At 58.1% G+C, this 19,271-nt stretch carries 14 protein-coding genes and 1 pseudogene; 2 read left to right on the forward strand and 13 right to left on the reverse strand.

Annotation, left to right across the window (positions count from 1 at the left end; translation table 11 throughout):
• Positions 1 to 16: 16 nt before the first annotated feature.
• On the forward strand, positions 17 to 1,300 hold the full coding sequence (gene hisD / locus ASE94_RS05845) for a histidinol dehydrogenase (protein ID WP_062629609.1): 1,284 nt from the start codon (positions 17 to 19) through the stop codon (positions 1,298 to 1,300).
• Positions 1,301 to 1,524: 224 nt separating this feature from the next.
• Here the strand turns inward: hisD (ASE94_RS05845) and ASE94_RS05850 are convergent, their stop codons facing one another.
• The 12 genes from ASE94_RS05850 to ASE94_RS20605 form a co-directional block, all read right to left on the reverse strand.
• Positions 1,525 to 2,226: an acyl transferase gene (locus ASE94_RS05850; protein WP_062629610.1), complete on the reverse strand. Its 702-nt coding sequence runs from the start codon at positions 2,224 to 2,226 to the stop codon at positions 1,525 to 1,527.
• 106 nt (positions 2,227 to 2,332) lie between these two features.
• Positions 2,333 to 3,463: a cobalamin-independent methionine synthase II family protein gene (locus ASE94_RS05855; protein WP_062629611.1), complete on the reverse strand. Its 1,131-nt coding sequence runs from the start codon at positions 3,461 to 3,463 to the stop codon at positions 2,333 to 2,335.
• A gap of 4 nt (positions 3,464 to 3,467) precedes the next feature.
• Positions 3,468 to 4,514 carry a cupin domain-containing protein gene (locus tag ASE94_RS05860; RefSeq protein WP_062629612.1) on the reverse strand — a complete coding sequence of 349 codons (1,047 nt, stop codon included), beginning with the start codon at positions 4,512 to 4,514 and terminating at the stop codon, positions 3,468 to 3,470.
• A 96-nt stretch (positions 4,515 to 4,610) separates the two neighbouring features.
• Positions 4,611 to 5,681: a LacI family DNA-binding transcriptional regulator gene (locus ASE94_RS05865; protein WP_062629613.1), complete on the reverse strand. Its 1,071-nt coding sequence runs from the start codon at positions 5,679 to 5,681 to the stop codon at positions 4,611 to 4,613.
• Positions 5,666 to 6,430 (reverse strand): SDR family oxidoreductase, encoded by a 765-nt coding sequence (locus ASE94_RS05870; RefSeq protein ID WP_062629614.1) that lies wholly within the window; start codon positions 6,428 to 6,430, stop codon positions 5,666 to 5,668. Before ASE94_RS05870 ends, ASE94_RS05865 begins: the two co-directional genes overlap by 16 nt.
• 3 nt (positions 6,431 to 6,433) lie before the next feature.
• Positions 6,434 to 7,759: a histidinol dehydrogenase gene (gene hisD / locus ASE94_RS05875; protein WP_062629615.1), complete on the reverse strand. Its 1,326-nt coding sequence runs from the start codon at positions 7,757 to 7,759 to the stop codon at positions 6,434 to 6,436.
• Positions 7,760 to 7,850: 91 nt separating this feature from the next.
• A complete protein-coding gene (locus ASE94_RS05880; protein ID WP_244483985.1) occupies positions 7,851 to 9,368 on the reverse strand; it encodes an amidase in 1,518 nt (505 codons plus the stop codon).
• A gap of 1 nt (position 9,369) precedes the next feature.
• Positions 9,370 to 10,419: a sn-glycerol-3-phosphate ABC transporter ATP-binding protein UgpC gene (ugpC, locus tag ASE94_RS05885; RefSeq protein ID WP_062629616.1), complete on the reverse strand. Its 1,050-nt coding sequence runs from the start codon at positions 10,417 to 10,419 to the stop codon at positions 9,370 to 9,372.
• A gap of 5 nt (positions 10,420 to 10,424) precedes the next feature.
• Entirely contained in the window at positions 10,425 to 11,315 is an 891-nt protein-coding gene (locus ASE94_RS05890; RefSeq protein WP_062629617.1) for a carbohydrate ABC transporter permease, read from the reverse strand.
• Position 11,316: 1 nt separating this feature from the next.
• Complete coding sequence (locus ASE94_RS05895) at positions 11,317 to 12,348, reverse strand: sugar ABC transporter permease (RefSeq protein ID WP_062629618.1); 1,032 nt, start codon at positions 12,346 to 12,348, stop codon at positions 11,317 to 11,319.
• 220 nt (positions 12,349 to 12,568) lie between these two features.
• A complete protein-coding gene (locus ASE94_RS05900) occupies positions 12,569 to 13,804 on the reverse strand; it encodes an extracellular solute-binding protein (RefSeq protein WP_062629619.1) in 1,236 nt (411 codons plus the stop codon).
• Between the two features lie 1,406 nt (positions 13,805 to 15,210).
• On the reverse strand, positions 15,211 to 16,413 hold the full coding sequence (locus ASE94_RS20605; RefSeq protein ID WP_162236053.1) for a sugar transferase: 1,203 nt from the start codon (positions 16,411 to 16,413) through the stop codon (positions 15,211 to 15,213).
• A gap of 289 nt (positions 16,414 to 16,702) precedes the next feature.
• Here ASE94_RS20605 and ASE94_RS05910 point away from each other — a divergent pair, with 289 nt between their 5' ends.
• Positions 16,703 to 18,589, forward strand: a complete 1,887-nt coding sequence (locus tag ASE94_RS05910; RefSeq protein WP_062629620.1) for a nucleoside-diphosphate sugar epimerase/dehydratase — start codon at positions 16,703 to 16,705, stop codon at positions 18,587 to 18,589.
• Between the two features lie 70 nt (positions 18,590 to 18,659).
• Here the strand turns inward: ASE94_RS05910 and ASE94_RS21250 are convergent.
• A pseudogene (locus ASE94_RS21250) lies at positions 18,660 to 19,268 on the reverse strand (sugar phosphate nucleotidyltransferase); the annotation flags it as partial.
• Positions 19,269 to 19,271 lie beyond the last annotated feature (3 nt).

The following is a 19,271-nucleotide window of genomic DNA, read 5'->3' on the forward strand; positions in this document are numbered from 1 at the left end:
TCGGAGACCTGATGCTATGAGCAATTCCCCCTTCCCCGGCGTCACCTACGTCAAGGCGCCAGAGCGGTCCTCGATCGGCGACAATGCTCCCGTCGAGACCCTCGTCTCCGAAATTATCGCCAATGTCCGCGCCAACGGCGATAAGGCGGTCCGCGAATATTCGGCCAAGTTCGACAAGTCCGACATCGACGCTTTCGAAGTCACCACGGTCGAACGCGAAGCCGCGCTCGCAGAACTTGATCCGCAAACCCGCAAAGATACCGAGTTTGCCATTGAAAACGTTCGCAAATTTGCCCAGGCGCAACTCGCGACCATCCTGCCCCTCGAGGTCGAAACCCTGCGCGGCGTCCATATGGGCCACCGCGTCATCCCTATTCAGCGCGTCGGCTGCTACGTCCCCGGCGGCCGATATCCGCTCCTCTCCGCCCCGATCATGACCATCGTCCCGGCCAAAGTCGCCGGCGTCGACGAAGTCATCGCCTGCCTGCCGCCCAATGCCCATAAGGCGATGATCGCCGGCTGCCATCTCTCTGGTGCGGATAGGATTTTCCGCATTGGCGGCGCACAGGCAATAGCCGCCATGGCCTATGGCACCAAGACCGTTCCGGCCGTCAACAAGATCGTCGGCCCCGGCAATGCCTTCGTCAACGAAGCCAAGCGCCAAGTTTTTGGCCCGGTCGGAATCGATCAACTCGCTGGCCCGTCTGAGATTTTTGTCGTCGCTGACTCTTCTGGCGATGCCGAAATGATCGCGACCGACCTCCTCGCCCAAGCCGAGCACGACATCCGCACCCGCGTCGGCCTCATCACCACCGATAAGGCGCTCGCCGAAGCGACGCTCAAGGAGGTCGAAGCCCAGCTTGAGACCCTCTCGACGGCCAACACCGCCCGCGAAGCCTGGATCAACTATGGCGAGATCACCATATGCGAGGACGAAGCCGCGATGATCGCCTATTCCGATCTGATCGCTGCCGAACATCTTCAGGTCCACACCGTGGACGCCAAGGGTTTTGCCAAAAAGCTGAGGAATTACGGTAGCTTGTTCATCGGCGAACTTGCCAGCGTCGTTTATTCCGACAAGTGCTCGGGCACCAATCATACCCTGCCCACTATGGGCGCCGGCGCCTATACCGGCGGGCTCTGGGTCGGCGCCTATGTAAAAATCGCCACTCACCAGTGGCTCGACGAAGAAGGGGTGAAGCAGGTCGCACCGCCCGCCGCCCGCCAATCCGCGAGCGAAGGCCTCGAAGGCCACCGCCGCGCCGCCCAGCTTCGTTTGGATCGCATGCAGGCCAAGTAAGCAAAAGGCCCGCGCAAAGCGGGCCTTTTCATCTCTCCATCGTCCCTTCATCCGGCGCTTTGCGCCGCCTTCCTCCCGAGGGGGGAGAAGAAGAGATCGGCACACACCGGTTGTTCCTGGCCCCCCGGGCAGAGGTGACCCGACGAAGCCGGGTCGGTGAGGGGGGCTCACCCCAGTCAAGAGTCTATCGATGAGAGGCAGAGGTTTAGCAGCAAGCTACCGAACTAGGTGATCTTGTCAGCCTCAAGCCAAGCCGCACGCAGCTTCTCAACCGTAAAGCCGGGCGCCCGCGCTGCCGAAAGGATCGGCACTTCCTTACGCATGACGACGTCGATCGCCCAAGGCATCAGCTCGATATGCTCTGCCGGGATAACGACAGCTCCGTGACGATCGGCATGGATCAGATCGTTGGGTCGCACGCTCATGCCAAAGACGGTGACGGAACAATCAAGCTCTGTCACATGCACAAAAGCATGGCTCGGGCCCACGGCGCCGGCGATGACCTGATAGCCTTCATCGAGCATGCCAAGGTCGCGCAGGACGCCATTGGTCACCGTGGCAGCGACACCAAGCCCCTTGTGCTGGGCCACCTGCATCTCGCCCCAGAAGCCGCCGATGACATGGGGCCAATCGGTATCCTCGATGACAGCCACGATCGGCCCTTCGCCTCCCGAAACATATTCATAATACTGCATGCGCAGCGCCCGCACTTCAGTGGCGGGCTTCTGTGCCGGCGAAGAAGCCCGGATCTTTGCCGTACGCGCAAAGCCCACCACTGCCGGCAGGGACGGATCGGCGCAAACCACCGGCGTCTTGGTAAACCCCTCGGCAGTGCGGCCGCCCATCACGTGCTCGAGTGCGTTGCACACGGTCGGCGTATCGGCCTTGCGCAGGGCGGCCAGCGCCTCAGGTGAAATCTTTGCCATATCCAATCTCCCTCAACAGCCGTCACCACCCGGCTTGTCCGGGTGGTCCATGCCGCGACAGGCAATGGATTGCCCGGACAAGCCGGACAATGACGGCAACAATGAACTACGCCGCCTTGCTGGCGATCTCCGCGCCCTCGCTCAGCGCCTTCAACTTCGCCCAGACGATATCCGGGTCAACCGCGCCAAACCCGGCGAAGGTCGAGAACCCGCAATCGGTCCCCGCAATCACTCGTTCGGCCCCAACGATATCGACAAAATTCTTGAGCCGCTGCGCAATCAATTCCGGATGCTCAACGAAATTCGATGTCGAGTCGATCACGCCCGGGATCAGCACATAATCATCCGGCAGATCGACATTCTTCCAGTCCACCCATTCATGCGCATGACGTGGATTGGCGCCTTCGAACAACAGCGCCCGCGGCTTGGCCTTCAGCAAACTCGGCAGGATTTTCTTCAGCGCGATGTCGCAGATATGCGGGCCTTCGTAATTCCCCCAGCACACATGCATCCGCACCTTATCCCCCGGCACATTGCGCAGGGCATGGTTCATCACCTCGATATGCTTTTCCGCCGCTGTGACGAAGCCAGCATCGTCGAGATCCTTGTACATCATGTGACGCCCGAGCCCGAGATCGGGCGCATCGAGCTGCAGGATGAACCCGGCCTCGACAATGCCCTCATATTCGACGCGCATGCCCTCGGCGACGGCTTCGAGATAGTCGTCCTGTGTCTTGTAGAATTCATTGGGCTGGAACAGCGCAATGACGCCCGGCGTCGCCGAATTCATGAACCCCTTGGCATAGCCATTGGCTGAAAGCGCGGCCTGAAACGCATCGACATCATCCTTGAGCGGCTCAAGGCTCTTCACCGTGATTTCGCTGACGCATTTCGGTCGGCGGTAGGTCGGCGTGCCACCAGAGGAGGCCTGGCGTTTCAGAAAATTTGGGAACAGCTCAAGGTCGGCAGGCGGCCGACGTGAGCTGTCGCCGTCAAAGCCAGTCAGCCGATCTTTGATATAGGTGGCGTAAGAAATCTTGCTCATCTCGCCGTCAGACGGCAGGTCGATGCCCGCCGCCTTCTGCTGCGCGACGATGTCCTTCACCGCCGCCGAAATGATCTCGTTGAAGCCGGCTTCCTCGATCGGGACGCCGGCCTCCTTGGCGAACACAAGATCGGTCACCTGTTTGCTGCGCGGCAGCGAGCCGACATGCGTGGTGAGGATCTTATGTGCCATGCGTTTACTCCGCGGCTTGAGCGGTTGCGAACTCTGGGGCGGCCGGAGAGGCGGCGCCGCGGATAACGAAGGTGATCGCATCGGCCGAGGCCGGATTGCGGAAGCCGTGCGCAAGGCCAACCGGCACGGTCAACGTATCGCCAGCACCGAGGATCAGCGAGCCGCCGTCCCAGGTGAACTCCAGCGTGCCGGACTGCACGAACAGTACTTCCTGCTCCAGACGCGCATGCGACGGCACGATCGCGCCGGTTTCAAGTTTCAGGCGGCGCACGGTAAAATCGTGCTTCCAATGGCCGACGATCGGGCCGGCCTTGATGCCGTCCTGCCCGTCTACGTCGCCGATTACAGGCGCTTCTTCAACGCCTTCGCCGGCCAGAGGCGAATTGGGATCGCCCTTGATGTCGGCAGCCTTGATGGCATATTTCGACAGTTCGGACATCGGCGGGGTCGCCAGTTCCTTCATCTTGGCTTCGTCCGGCGGCAATTCAAGCTCAGCGCCTTCCGGCACCTTCTCGCCCAGGGTCGTATCGACGAGCTTACCGCCCTTGAGCAGTTTGAGCCCGAAATCCTCGGCCATCTTGAAGACGCTCGGCGCCCAGACAACCTTGCCCGGATCATCATGGCCGAGAACCACCGCGAGGAAGCCGGTGCCTTCATCGCGCTTTTCAAAACCGCGGAACATATGGGTCGGCACCGTCGCCACATCACCCGGCTCGACGTCGAGATAGCCTTCATCCTTGTTCGCGCCAAAAACGAAGCGCCACTTGCCGGTATGCACGAGGAATGTCTCGGCGGTCAGGTGCGAATGCTGCGAATTCACGCAGCCAAAGGGCTGCCGGGCAGCACCGAAGTTGAAGCCGTGGGCTTCCGGGATATGCACGACCTGCGCCGGATTCTCACTCACGCCCGGCCCGATGATGGTAAAGTTCTCTTTGCGGTCCGATCCCGGCGTACGCGCGTCAATAAAGGCATTGCGCAGGCCTTTCAGATCCGCATAGCGCACCAGGCGCTTTTCCATCTCGGCCTGGGTCCAAGTCTTGTTCTCAGTCATGGCGATATCCCCTTTTCGCTGGCAGGATAACAGTTTTGCATTCGTATGCAATATGGCACGCAATGGAGGCGGAAGCGTGTCGTGGAAGACATCGGCTCAGCCTTTTGCGGGTTTGAAAATGCGCCGTCCGTCGACATCAACGACACCGGCTTTGGGCAGGCGGGCTGACGTGCGGACGACCAGTTCGCCATTGAGAATGCGGTGTTCAGCCTCGATCTCACCGCTCGAAATCTGATCCATCAGGATGCTGACCGTCGCTTCGACCATGCGTTTGAGCGGCTGGCTCATGGAGGTTATGCCATAAGAGGTCCAGCGTGCGGCGCCGACATCGTCATAGCCGACGATTGAGATATCCTCTGGCACCGACAGACCCAATTCATGCCGGGCCACGTCCATCACGGCCACAGCCATATGGTCGTTGGCGACAAAGAGTGCATCGGGCCGATCGGGCTTCGAAAGCATCTTTCGCGCTGCAGCTTCCGCTTCGGCGCGATCATAATTCGCCACCTCGACCATGATCTCGGTATGCCCAGCGTCCGCGAGAGCTTCTTTGTAGCCGGCAAAGCGATCGCGATTGGTCGACGAGCTTTCAAGCCCGGAAATATAGCCGAATTTCTTATGCCCCCCAGCAACAAGAAATTCCGCCACGCGCCGCCCACCTTCGCGATTGCGCGTCGTCACGCTCGACACCGCATCACGCTCGGTCGTGCGGTTGAACAGCACCACCGGAATACCAGCCGCCGCGCATTCTTCCGACAGATCAGACGATAGCGAGGTCGAGGCGAGCACAATGCCATCGACGCGATACTGCATGAGTTGATCGAAAATCGGGTCGCTATCGCGATCCATGAAGCCGGTGAACAACAGCAGGCGGTAATTCTCTTTGGCCAGCAGCCGTCCCAGCTCTTCGAGCACATCGGGATAAAAGAGGTTCTCGAGATAGGCCATCACCACGGCGATGATGCGCGAGCGATTGGTGATCAGCGAACGAGCAATGGCATTGGGCCGATAGCCAAGTTCCTTGGCGGCAGTCATCACCTTGGCGCGGGTTTTGGGCGAGATGGACGCGCCGGGCGTAAAAGTGCGGGACACGGCGGATTGCGACACGCCTGCGCGGCGCGCCACTTCCGAAGAGGTCACCCCCGGCTTTTTTACTCCGCTGTCCATCCACCATCCACCAAGAGCGCGGTGCCGGTGATCAGCCCCGCCGCCTCCGAGGCCAGAAAGACGATCGGCCCCATGATATCCTCCACCCGACCCAATCTTCCGAGCTTGATCTTGGACAGAACCCAGGAGCGGAAATCGGGATCGCTCAGATTCTTGGCCGTCAGTTCGGTTTCGATAAATGTCGGGCACACTGTGTTGACACGAATATTGCTGGCACCGAGCTCAATAGCCATGGCCTTTGTCAGGCCTTCAACAGCATGTTTACTGGCAGAATAGACAGCGCGATTGGGTCCACCGACATGGCCCATCTGCGAAGAGACATTGATGATCGAGCCGCCCTGCCCGCTTGCCTGCAATTTTCCGACAACAGCCTGAGTGACGAAAATCGTTGCGGCAAGATTAAGTTGCATCACCGCCTGGTAGTCTGGCTCGGTGATCCCGCCAATTGACGAGTGCCGCGCCGTGCCTGCCGAATTGACGAGGACATGGTAGGGCTCGCTTTCCTCCACAAATGCACGGACGGCGTCGAAATCAGTGATGTCGATGGCGACACCCTCGGCCGCAAGACCCGCCTCGGCCATCGCGTTGACGACGCGCTCGACATCTTCCGCCGTGCGCGCAGCCACAGTCACTTCGGCGCCGGCTTCAGCAAGCGCCACGGACGCCCCAAGCCCGATGCCGCGCGTTCCCCCGGTCACGAGGGCCCGCTTTCCATCGAGGCGAAATGTCGGCGTTTGGGGCAGGCTCATGGTTTACTCGGCAGCTTTGAGAGGTGCAGCGGCCGTACCATAAGGCACATTGCGTCCGCCATAGCGCCGAACGCGAATATTGGCCTGCTCGGCATGGCCGACAAAGCCTTCGAGCATCGACAGGCGCGACCCATAAGCGCCGATTGTCGCCGAGGCCTCGTCGGTCGTCACCGTCTGCCACGTGCAGGTCTTCATGAATTTGCCCACCCAGAGGCCACCGGTATAGCGCGATGCCTTCATCGTGGGGAGGGTGTGATTGGTGCCGATGACCTTATCGCCATAGGCCACATTGGTGCGCGGTCCGAGGAATAGCGCACCGTAGTTCGAAAGCTTATCGCGGAACCACATGTCCCGGTCGGTCATGACCTGCACGTGCTCCGAAGCAATGCGATCGGCCTCGGCCAGCATCTCTTCGTAGCTGTCGCAGACGATGACTTCGCCGAAGTCGGCCCAGGATTTTTTTGCGATATCAGCCGTCGGCAGAATGGTCAGCAAACGCTCGATCTCCGCCATAGTGTCGCGGGCCAGCTTCTCCGAATTGGTGAGGAGGATCGCCGGGCTCGTCGGACCATGCTCCGCCTGACCGAGAAGATCAGTGGCACAGAGTTCGCCATCGACGGTTTCGTCAGCAATCACCAGCGTTTCTGTCGGGCCGGCGAAGAGGTCGATACCAACACGACCATAAAGCTGCCGCTTGGCTTCGGCGACGAAGGCATTGCCGGGGCCAACCAGCATGTCCACGGGCGAAATGCTTTCGGTGCCGATGGCCATGGCGCCAATCGCCTGGATACCACCAAGCACATAGATCTCGTCCGCACCGGCCATGGCCTGCGCAGCGACGATCGCTGGCGCCGGTTTGCCATTGAATGGCGGCGCACAGGTGATGACACGCGGGCAGCCGGCAACCTTGGCCGTCAGAACCGACATGTGTGCGGAAGCCAGCAGCGGATATTTCCCGCCCGGCACATAGCAACCGACGGCTGAAATCGGCACGTGCTTATGGCCCAGCGTCACGCCCGGCATGGTCTCGACTTCGAGGTCGAGCATCGTGTCCTTCTGCTTCTGCGCGAAATTGCGAACCTGCTTTTGAGCGAACTCGATGTCGTGCAGATCCTGATCGGTCAACTGCGCTTTGCAGTCGTCGATCTCTTTCTGGCTCAGCCGAAAGTCCGGACGATCCCACCTGTCGAACTTTTGCGACAGTTCGCGCACAGCTGCGTCGCCGCGCTTTTCGATGTCGCCCAAAATGCCTTCGACCGTCGCGCGAACCTGGCGATCCGCCTCCGCCCGCTCCTCGACACCCTTACCGCGCTTGAGCCAAACCGGCATGGAACGCTCCTCTTATGGTTGGTTGAAGCATACTGAATACGTATGCAATAGTTCAAGTGAATGACGTCAGCCAGTTCAACTTTGGCTGCAGTCAGCTTGGTATTGGTGGTCGCCGCAGGCTGAAATCTGTGGCCTGCTCAAAGGCATGACCGACCTGGATTATCCGAGCTTCGTCGTGATGGCGTCCGATGATCTGCATCCCGATCGGCAAGCCCTCGTGGAAACCAATGGGCATCGCCAAGACCGGATGCCCCGAAACATTGAAGCCAATGGTCCGCATCGGCGTCCAAACCGCTTCCTTTTCAAAAGGCGCCGCTTCCAGCGCTGTCGTCAGAGCGCCAACCGTGATGATGACATCATGTGCATCGAGTGTTCGGTTGACGCCTAACGTAAACTCACGCCCGATCTGCCGAGCCGCTGCCAGTTCGCGATCGTCGATCGCGAAGCCACCAGCAAGGCTGAGGAAAGCGCGACGGCCATAGGCTTCGGGGTGCTCCCGCAACTCTTCGGCATGAAAATCGAAACTTTCCTTATGGAGGATCGCCGCGGCCGCAATTTCGACCGACGGATAGTCCGGCAGATCGATCTCGCTGATCGTAGCGCCCAGTTCACTGAGCTTTGACACGGCAGCATCCATGGCCGCCACCACGGCCGGCATGACCTGCGGATCGTTGGCAAACCAGTTGCGGGCGTAGCCGATTCTCAGTCCGCCAATCGGCTGACCTAGGAGACGCGTCGCAGCCCCGTCGTCATTCTTGCCGGCAATCACATCGAAAGTCAGTGCCGCTTCGGCGACGGTTCGGCTCATCGGCCCGACATGATCCATGCTCGGCGACATGGTAAGGGCACCATCCTTGGGCACCGACCCGAATGTCGGCTTGAAGCCGACCACACCGCAATAAAACGCCGGACCGCGCACCGAGCCGCCCGTATCCGTACCGATCGTTGTGCGGAGGAGCCCCCCTGCAACCGTCACCGCACACCCCGAAGACGAACCACCGGTAATATGCTCAAGGTTCCAGGGGTTCTTCGCGGGCGGAAACAGCCCGCGCTTATCCGGCCCCACCGTGCCCCATTCGTAGGTCGCGAGCTTGCCGATGATCACTGCCCCAGCCCCACGCAGCCGCCGCACCACCTCAGCATCTGCGTCAGCGATGGCTTCACGCCGTCCCGGCGCGTTCGCGGTTGTTGCAAGGCCTGCAACGTCGATCATGTCCTTGATGCCGACTGGAATGCCATGAAGTGGGCCACGATCCTGCCCCTCGGCAAGTTCGGCATCGGCCTTATGCGCGTCCAAACGTGCTTGGTCCCCGGTCACGGCATAAAAAGCCAGATAGGATGAATCCCGTTCTGCGATCCTCTGTAAGGTCGCTTCGATCAGTGCAACCGACGTCAGCCGGCCATCGCGCAGCCGCGCGCCAAGCTCGGCGATATCGAGATCCAACACCGCATCGTCAGGCGCTGCCCGCGTCGGCCCTGCGAGACCATCGCTCATCCAGGCGGCAAGACCAAAAAGGCTTTGAGACTCACCTTCGCTCAAGCGCAGCCCGGCTGCCTTAGCACGATCGCGGAAATAGTCGGCCCGATTGGACCGGTCGTCACTGCACATTTCAGGCGATCCGCGCACCAGTCGGATGATCGAAGAGATGGCAGGCCGTGGCGGGAATGGCAACGCGCGCCATGTCTCCGATTTCGGCGCGATAATCCTTGCTGACCTTGATCGAAACTAGTTCGCCCGCAACGCGCATCGACAGCATGGTCGCTTCACCGAGGAGTTCGACCGTATAGATCGGCGCCTCAATCTGCCCATTGCTTTCTGCCAGCGTCGCATCTTCCGCACGAAAGCCCAGCGTCACCGGCCCCTTGGCCGCCGAGGTTAGCCCCTCGATACGAATACCAGCCGCAGTAAACGCACCGCCCTCGATTGATCCCTTGATCAGGTTCATCGCCGGCGAACCGATAAAGCTCGCAACAAACGTATTGGCCGGACGATCATAGATCTCCATTGGTGTGCCGACCTGCTGCACCAGACCCTTGTTCATTACCACGACGCGATCGGCCAGGGTCATGGCCTCGATCTGGTCATGCGTCACATAGATCGTCGTGCGCTTGAGCGTATGATGCAGGTTCTTGATCTGGGCTCGTGTCGAGACACGAAGCTTCGCGTCGAGGTTCGACAGCGGCTCATCCATCAGGAAGGCATTGGGCTCGCGCACAATCGCCCGCGCCAAGGCCACCCGCTGGCGCTGGCCACCCGAAAGGGCTGCCGGACGACGCTGCAGGAAATCATCGAGCTCCACCATTTTGCTCGCCGCCATGACGCGCTCATGATGCTGATCCTGCGGGATCTTCCGCACTTTCAGCGGAAAGCGGATGTTCTCGTAGACCGTCATGTTAGGATAGAGGCCATAGCTCTGGAACACCATCGAGATGTCCCGATCCTTGGGCTCGAGCTTGTTGACTAGCCGATCTCCGATCCAGATTTCGCCTTCGGTGATCTCTTCGAGTCCGGCGATCATCCGCATGGTCGTCGTCTTGCCGCAGCCCGAAGGCCCGAGCAAAACCAGAAATTCCTGATCGGCAATATCGAGGTTGAAATTGTCGACGCCGACGAAATTGTTCCAGCGCTTCGAGACGTTCTTGAGACGGATCTGGGCCATGATTGTTATCCCTTGACTGCGCCGGCCGTGAGGCCCGAGACGATCTGGCGTTGGAAAAAGAGCACGAGAATAAAGAGCGGCACAGTGGCCGAAACCACGGCTGCCACGGCAAACATGACATTGCCCTGCTCCTGCACCGACCCAAGGAAGCTCGAAATCTTCGGCACCATGGTCTGGTTGTCGGCGCTCAGCAGCATTGAGGTCACCGCAAAGTCATTATAGGCGAGAAGAAAGCTGAAAAGCCCCGTCGTCACCACGCCCGGCCACATCACCGGAATGATCACGCGGCGGAACGCTTCGAAGCGTGAACAGCCATCAACCATCGCGCTTTCATCGAGGTCCTTGGGGATTGAGAGGAAGAACGAGTGCAGCATCCAGAGGGTAAATGGCTGGTTGATGGCGACGAGCACAATGATCGAGGTCGGCAACACGCCCCAGATATTGAGCTGGAAGAAGGGCAGTAGATAGCCTGAAACCAAGGTGATATGCGGCATGGCGCGGAATACCAGCGCCAAGATCAGGATCCAGAAAGCATAGCGCTGGCCCGAACGCGCCAGGGCATAGCCACCGAGGGTGCCGAGGGTAAGCGAAATGATTGTGACCGAGACGGTCACGATGGCCGTATTGCCGACGGCCCGCCAGAATTCGCGGGTCACCCAGGCGCCATAGTAACCCGAGCCGGTAAAGGCGCTGCCGTCGTTCTGGCGCTGGGTATAGACGCCGAAAATCGCGTTCCACCAACTTTCGCGGGAGAAGAAGTCAGGCTCGACCTTGAATGATCCCCAGACCGTCCAGAAGAATGGAAAGGCGGCAAGGACGACCCAGACGACGATGAAGCCGGTGATCAGGATGGTGAGGCCCAGCGGGCGCTTGTGGGATAGCGTGGCTTGGGACATGTCAGACCACCTTATGGTTGAATTCGCGCCAGGTGCGGACCAGTACCGGCGTAAGGAGAATGACGACGCCGATAATGGTCAGAACCGAAGTGGCGCCTGCCGAACCGAAGAGCTGCGCATCACCAGCGAGATCATTAAAGATCATCCAACTCAGTGAAGTCGCATTGGCCTCAGCCGAGAAACCGACGATCGGTTCGAACACGCGGAAATTGTCCATGAGCTGCACCAACGCGACAAAGGTCGCGAGCGGCGCAAGATGCGGAATGACGATATAGCGAATGCGCTCCCAGCGCGAAGCGCCGTCGATCATTGCCGATTCAAGCGTATCGGCCGGCACGGTCTGGAGCCCTGCATAAAAGACCACGAAGCTGAACGGCGCATTGGTCCAGACGCCATAGAACAGCAGCGAGAACCAGGTCAGCGCCGGCGACTGACGCAGCGACAGGGTTGGATCGTTGAAGACGTGGCGCAGCGTTGCGCCGATGATCCCATTTGGCTGGATCATCCAATAAAGGATCAGCGAGCCGATCAGTGGCGTGATGATCATGGGCAGGAGCGAAAAGAAGATTACCGGTCCCTTGGTGACCTTTGGCAGCGTGTTTACGGCCAGTGCAATGGCAAAACCGAGTGCCATCGCCAACGGGGTCACGACAAAGCAGAAGACCAGCGTGAAGCTGAGCGCCTTGTAGAACGGCAGATTGTAGATGCGGGTGACGATATCGCCAAAGCCATTATTGCTGGCAAGGATAGCGCCAATCTCGTTCACCGCCAAATGGCCACGGTTGAGATAGGTCCCAAAACCATTGAACTGGCCCATCGGCTGCGCGGCCTTGAGCTCGGCCGTCGCCGAAGTATCGACGCGCGTTTCCTTGGTACATCCGCCAAACGGCTGGCAGCTTTCCACCTCAACGAGAATGCGCCCATGTTCGACATGGAAACTCTGCACCACGACCGAAACGATCGGCAGCGCGATAAAGAGCGCCATAGCGATCAGGGAGGGCAGAATGAAAGCAAAGAATGTCTTGTGCGGCATGCAATGCCTCCTCGAAGTTTGAGCGGGGAGTACGCACTGAGCGTGCACCAGGAAGGGCGCGATGTCTCAGTCGACACCTTCCCGTTTGTGGGAGGGATCAAGGGTGAGGGTCGATCGCCGCGATATCGTGGCTCACATCCCCCCTCCCCGCCTCCCCCATCAACGTGAAGCTGCGGTTCAGTGCACCGGGGCAGTCACCTGCCCCGGGAAAGAGACGACCTTAGAGGTAGCCGCCTTCCTTGGCAGCGGTGTCATAGGCGGCCTTGACGTCCGCCAGGGCCTGGGTGGCGTCTTCCTTACCGGCCATGTATTCCGCCAATTCCGAAGAGAGCGCAGTGTGCAGCAGACCCATATAGGGCTGCATCGGATAAGCACGAGCACCGGCATTTGCGGTCGCGATCACGCCGACGGCGTTCGGGCCGGGTTCATAGCCAGACACGAGCCAGGTCGCGACGGCTGGGTTGGCAGCAACCATTTCGGGGCTAATGCCATGCACCATGGCCTGGAAGGAGGCGGCAGCGTCTTCATCCGAAATGTTCTTGGCGATGGTGAAACCATCCCACCAGAGCGCAACGGCCGGGACCGTCCCGCCACCGATGGTCGGCGCGCCAGCCATGACGGTGTTTTCGACGACGCCTTCGGCAGCGCCTTCACCCTTGAGCATGTCGCCCGCGAGCGAACCCCACTGCACCATCATGGCAACCTTGCCGGCCTTGTATTCGGCCTGGATGCCGTTGGCGTCAAAGGTCAGGTAGTCCGGATCCATATAGGCGGTCAGCGCCTTCATGGTTTCGAGAACCTTCATGCCGTTTTCGTTGTCGATGGCGAGTTCGGCCGAGCCGGGCGCGAAGAACTCGCCACCGGTGCCGAGATAGGCATTGACGAATTCTGCAGCGAGGTCCCAACCGGGCTTGTCGGAAGCAGCCAGCGGATATTCCATCAGGCCATCGGCTTTGATCTTTTCCGCGGCAGCCAGCATGTCTTCATAAGACTTCGGCTCGGCAATGCCTGCCTTGTCGAGAATATCCTTGCGATAGAAAAGATGCTGAGCATTACCCATGAAGGCGACAGCCATGGTCTTGCCGTCGATCTTGATCAGCTGGTTCGGCTGCAGCGAAGCGCCATACTCAGCCACGAGATCGTCGAGCGGACGAATGAGATCGTCATTCATCAAAGGAACGATGGAATTGTTGGCGACGACCGCAACCGTATATTCCGCTGGATTGATCGAGAGCGCCGGCACCTGGAGGTTCTTGTGCTCGGCCGTGGCGTTAGCAGTGACTGTCACGGTATCGCTGGCGCATTCTTCGGCCGTCGTGTTGACGAGACGCAGCGCCTCAAAGTCATTGCTCAGAATACGAACCGAACCGGCTTCGATCCCGCATTCGGCATAAGCAGCACCTGCTCCAAGGGCCAAAGCAAGCGTCGAAACGGCGAGCATAAAGAAGGGCTTCATTGTGTTCTCCTGGCTCGGCACATTCGTGCCGGTGCGTTATCGCGACGTCCCTGGATGTCGCACTCCCCGCTGGCGTTCCCTGCCAACCACATCCGAACGCACCCCATTTTGCATTCGTATGCAAAATGAAATTTGCACATTTCCGCGGCTTCAGCAAGATCGCAAATTCGGTTACGCCCGCTCAATCGCGGGACGCGGGAAAACGTCACGCAATCCAGAGGTGAATAGTCTGCAGCACGCATTGGGCGAGGAGATAGCCGAAGTCTCTCGACCTGCAGTCATCAGGTTTCGGCTTCGCGCACGAATTGTGCAAAGGAGTGCGGGTGCCTGCCCTCAAATGATGGGGGGCAAAAAACGCGACCGTTAGGTGCCGTTATCGAACATTCGCCGGGTCGAGGGCCCGCCACCGCGGCCACCTGCCAACGTGCATTTAGGTTCGGCAGCATCCTACCGCAATCGAATTCCGACTCCCCCGCCTCCCTCAGAAGTCGGTAAATTTCATCGCGGTTTCCGCCACTCAACAACAAGGGCTTGGTTTCTTGGTTCCGCCGCTCGGTAATGATCTTTCGCTGGAGCAAGGGTGGTGCAAGCTTCACTGACCACGGCGAATGCTGCATAATGCTTAGCAGCTGGCGTCGAAATGACCCTCTCTCATCGATCAAAAAACGTTGCAGCGATGACTGCCTTCGGAGCGTGAAAAGACGCTATTTCACCACCTGGTTATATTCTATAAAACCTTGAAATATAAAAGATGTTATTATATAACGGAAGGCGATATTGTATCTCTTGGTACACCACTTTGTCCCAAAATTGTCCCAAAGGACGGCCACTGCCTTCTCGGCAGTCATTTTCCGACCGGATCGAATCCACCCATCATCGTGGCGATGGGAGGTGTGTCTGTCGCCCGCGTGAGGCAATCGGCATGACCTGCGAGCACCTATGAATTTCGGCGGACGCCAAGCCAGAAGCAGGTGATGAATCTGTCGTCAGCATTGGCGATACTTTGCCATTTAACTCCTACGTCATCACGCGACAGATTGAGCCAGCGTTCCACGCACCTAGCGCCGGAAATTCATTTCGAGGCATTAACCGCTCCCCGATTTAACAGCGGCTTCCGACAACATGCGCCATCGAACTCCAGGCTGAAATCATGGTTGATAGAGTCAGAAGTAAAGTTGGCCTACTTCCCAGGTTTCGAACATTTTGGGTTCGAGGCGTTATCCCAGTTCCCAAAAGCTTTCCGAAAACCGTTGAACCCGATCCCGTTTGACTATCGCCGTCAAACCGGAGGCAGCCAGCGCAAGATTCAAGCCTGATCAGCCTCGTCAACCTACTGTTAACGAAGCCGGCCGAGGACAACGGCTCTCATTCTCAGCATATAATTAACTATGAAGACGACTAGACCGTTAAGTTCCCACTCTGTCACCACGCCCGCTTCCAAGGACAGTGGATATGATTATCCGGAGGTCCAAGAACAGGCATTGGCGTAATTTATAGTCGTAATCTCGGCTTGCGAGACGCGCAGGTTGGCTCATGTCGATGCCGTCTATTTGAGAAAGGCCGGTGATGCCCGGAACAAGTTCTAGAATCCCAAATTTTCGTCGCAATTCCAAAAGCTCTGCTTGCACTGGTAGGCAAGGCCGTGGACCAACCAACGTCACCTCGCCCGCAAGCAGATTGAGTACTTGGGGCAGCTCATCCAATTTGCTGCGGCGCAAGAACCGACCCAACGAAGTTACAGCACTGCCGGAGATCTCGTGGGTAGCCAATTCGCGCGTCCCAACCTGCATTGTGCGAAACTTGTAACACCGAAAAGGCGCCCCGTGGCGGCCAACTCTAGTCTGCACAAATAGTCCAGGACCGGAAGACTGCAGCCGCACTCCAAGCCAAATGAGTGCCAGAAGCCACCAAAAGGCCAGAAGGATCGTTAAAGCGGCCGCTATGTCCATCAGGCGCCTGACCCCATGATAGAACAGATTACCATCCTGCCCATCGGTCAAAATAACACTGAGATCGTTTGGTCGGCGCTTAGCAATGGCAACTAGGTAGTCGGCAATCCGGTCAACATGAACTACCGGCCGAAAAGCACTTAGAACGGTCTCGGCTCGACGTCTAAAGGAGCCGTTCCAAGAATTCAGGAATGACCAGCGCCCTCCCCAACGGTCGCCATGCACCGCGGCCAGATAGACGGTCAGGACATCTATTTCTGGGACCGCGCTGAGTGCATTAATCGACGCCCGCTTACTCACAGCATAAGGCTGAGTTCGGTTTAGGTCGAGCGCGTGTAAAGACGAGATATTGACGAACCGCTTCACTCCGGCAGCGACAGCTAACTCCGCTAACCAGACTACAAAATCGACATTGACCGTCGAAAACTGCTTCAGCGTTCCCTCAGCATCTGAATTTCGAACGGCTAGGTTTACCAGCAAATCAGAGCCATGCGCCAACTCCGCGAGATTCTCATAGCTGGTGCACGCGTGTCCTGGATATTGCTCGCGCAACTTCTCCATATCGCGGCCCACAAGTAACAATTGAATCCCGCGCTGCTTAAGCCGTGGCACAAGCATGGACCCAAGGAAGCCGGATGCGCCGGTCAGAATGATCTTCATTAGTCTCCTCGTCGAGGTCGCTCCCACCAACGGGAATGGCAGTCGCGCATCAAACAAGAAACTGCCGAAGGCGCAAGATATGTCAAAAGAGAACATCAGCGAAACACGTGTGCGATGCGACTTCCATTTGAGTGTGCAACAACAATGCTGCACTCCGCACATTCTGACCGCTCATTCTCACCGTTGGCATCGCTAGCGGAATTCTGTAGGGGTCAATTTTTGAGAGCTGGTTGCTACGGCGATCGTCAATTGGACTGTTGTTAGAGCGCGGACGGAGATCGACCCCTATATGCCCATATCCAGCCTAACGTTGCACAACAAGCAGAAGCTTATCGCCTGGCTGGGCAGTCTACCGAGGTTTTCGAAACGCGTGATAATCGTTGCCTTCGATGTGCTCGCCCTTTCATTTGCGCTATGGGCAAGCTTCTCGTTGCGATTTGGATCCTGGACCCCACCCAACACCATCGGCCAGTTTGTGATGATAGGCTCGGCCCCGCTGGTCGCGATCCCCATCTTTGCACGTCTCGGGCTATACCGCGCCGTGATCCGTTACCTTCCGGAGCGCGCTCTCTGGAGCATATTGCAAGCGACGTCATTGGCTGCGGGATGCTGGCTTCTTCTCGTTTTTCTGTCCGCTATGTCCGGATACACGATCGTGCCCAGATCTGTGCCAATACTATATTGGGCAATCGCGACCATGCTCATCGGAAGCAGCCGATTTCTGGTGAAGCGGTTCTTATGGTCGAGCCGCACCACACAAGCCAAGCACCGCCAGATTTTAGTCTATGGCGCCGGAGAGTCGGGTGCACAATTAGTCACAGCGTTGCGCAGGAATGGTGGCGACCGCATCGTCGGATTCATCGATGATAACTCATCTCTGCATGGCCGCGACGTTGCGGGTATTCGCGTTTTTCCGCTTTCACATTTTGAGCGACTGGTCGAACAGCACGGTATCGACGAAGTTATTCTTTCGATACCGAGTCTGACCTCTCAGAGAAAACAAGAGATCATCGCGCGAGTGTCGGGACAAGGCGTCAAGATAAAGACACTGCCGCCCATTTCAGAGCTAGTGAGCGGCAAATACCTTGTCAGCCAGATTCGAGACATTGAGATCGATGAATTGTTGGGACGATCAACTGTACCAGCTGATCGAGCGCTCGTTCGAGAGATAATTGAAGGTCGCACCATCATGGTAACCGGCGCCGGTGGGTCCATCGGCTCGGAACTTTGCCGCCTCATTGCCCAATGGTCGCCCCAGCGCCTCGTCTTGTTCGAAAGCAATGAGTTCGCACTTTACAGGATCGATCGTGAGCTCACCGCAGCCTACGATCATGCCATCGTCCCCATTCTCGGTTCGGTTGTTGATCGGCGCAGGCTGGAATCTGCTATTGACGCGTTTGGTGTGCAGGTCCTGTTTCATGCGGCGGCCTACAAGCACGTACCGCTGGTAGAAGCGAATGCTCTGGAGGGGATCAGAAACAATGTCTTGGGCACCCTCAATGCCGCGGAGACGGCGTTGAGTAAGGGGGTCGAGCATTTCGTGCTCATTTCTTCAGACAAGGCGGTGCGGCCAACTAACGTCATGGGGGCCACAAAGCGCTGGGCAGAGTTGATCATTCAAGACACGTCAGCGAGAGCCCTGGCTCGCCAAACCGGCCAGCGGTTCTCTGCCGTACGGTTCGGTAACGTACTGGGATCAAATGGTTCAGTAGTGCCCCTATTCAAGGAACAAATCGCTGCTGGAGGCCCTTTGACTTTAACGGATCCTGGCATGACCCGGTATTTTATGTCTATTCGAGAGGCAGCCGAGTTGATCGTGCAAGCAGGACAACTGTCTCAGGGTGGAGATATTTTCCTACTTGAGATGGGATCCCCAGTGCTGATCAGCGATTTGGCCGAAAATATGATACGGCTCGCAGGCTTCAGTGTTCGTAATGCCGATAACCCAGAAGGCGACATTGAAATCGTTGTGACCGGAAAGCGTCCCGGCGAAAAAATGTATGAAGAGCTGTTTTACAACGAGGCCGACGCCGCACCCACCGGCCACCCGAAAATTATGCGCGCAACACACCAGGCGGCCATCAACTTGGAAGAATGGATGCTTCGGCTAAAAGAGGCAGTGGACACAGAAAACGAGTCGGACGCTCGGCGAATTCTATTCGAAGCCATTAGATAGTGCTCGAGACGCGTCGGTAGCAACGCGAAATCTCGGTACGCATCAGTACTATGACAAGGCCTTTAAACGCTCATCGAGCGTTCAAAATCCTGAAGAGATACTGCCCATAATTACTCTTGCCGTAGGATATCGCAAGTCTTTCGAGCTCACTACTGTCGATGAGTTTCAACCGGTAGGCGACCTCTTCGAGGCACGCAATTTTGAACCCCTGCCTGCGCTCCATGGTCGCGACAAACTCCGAAGCCTCCAACAGGCTATCGGGCGTCCCAGTGTCCAGCCAAGCATAGCCACGCCCCATGTGCTCTACGTTGAGTGTACCTTGATCGAGATATGCCCGATTGACATCCGTAATCTCCAGTTCGCCACGGGAAGACGGCTTTAGGTTAGCAGCGATGTCCACCACCTTCTCGTCGTAGAAATAGAGCCCGGTTACGGCCCAGTTCGACTTCGGTTTGCTCGGCTTTTCTTCGATTGAAACGGCCCTGTTGGTCGCGTCGAACCCAACAACGCCATATCGCTCCGGATCATTCACGTGATATGCGAACACGGTAGCGCCGTCACCACGCGACATCGCGCTTCCGAAAAGGTCGCTTATGCCGTGGCCGAAAAAGATATTGTCACCAAGAATCAGACATGATGGTTCGCCGTCTACGAAATCGGCACCGATAATGTAGGCCTCCCC

This window comes from Devosia sp. Leaf64, from assembly GCF_001421945.1.
Taxonomy (GTDB): Bacteria; Pseudomonadota; Alphaproteobacteria; order Rhizobiales; family Devosiaceae; genus Devosia.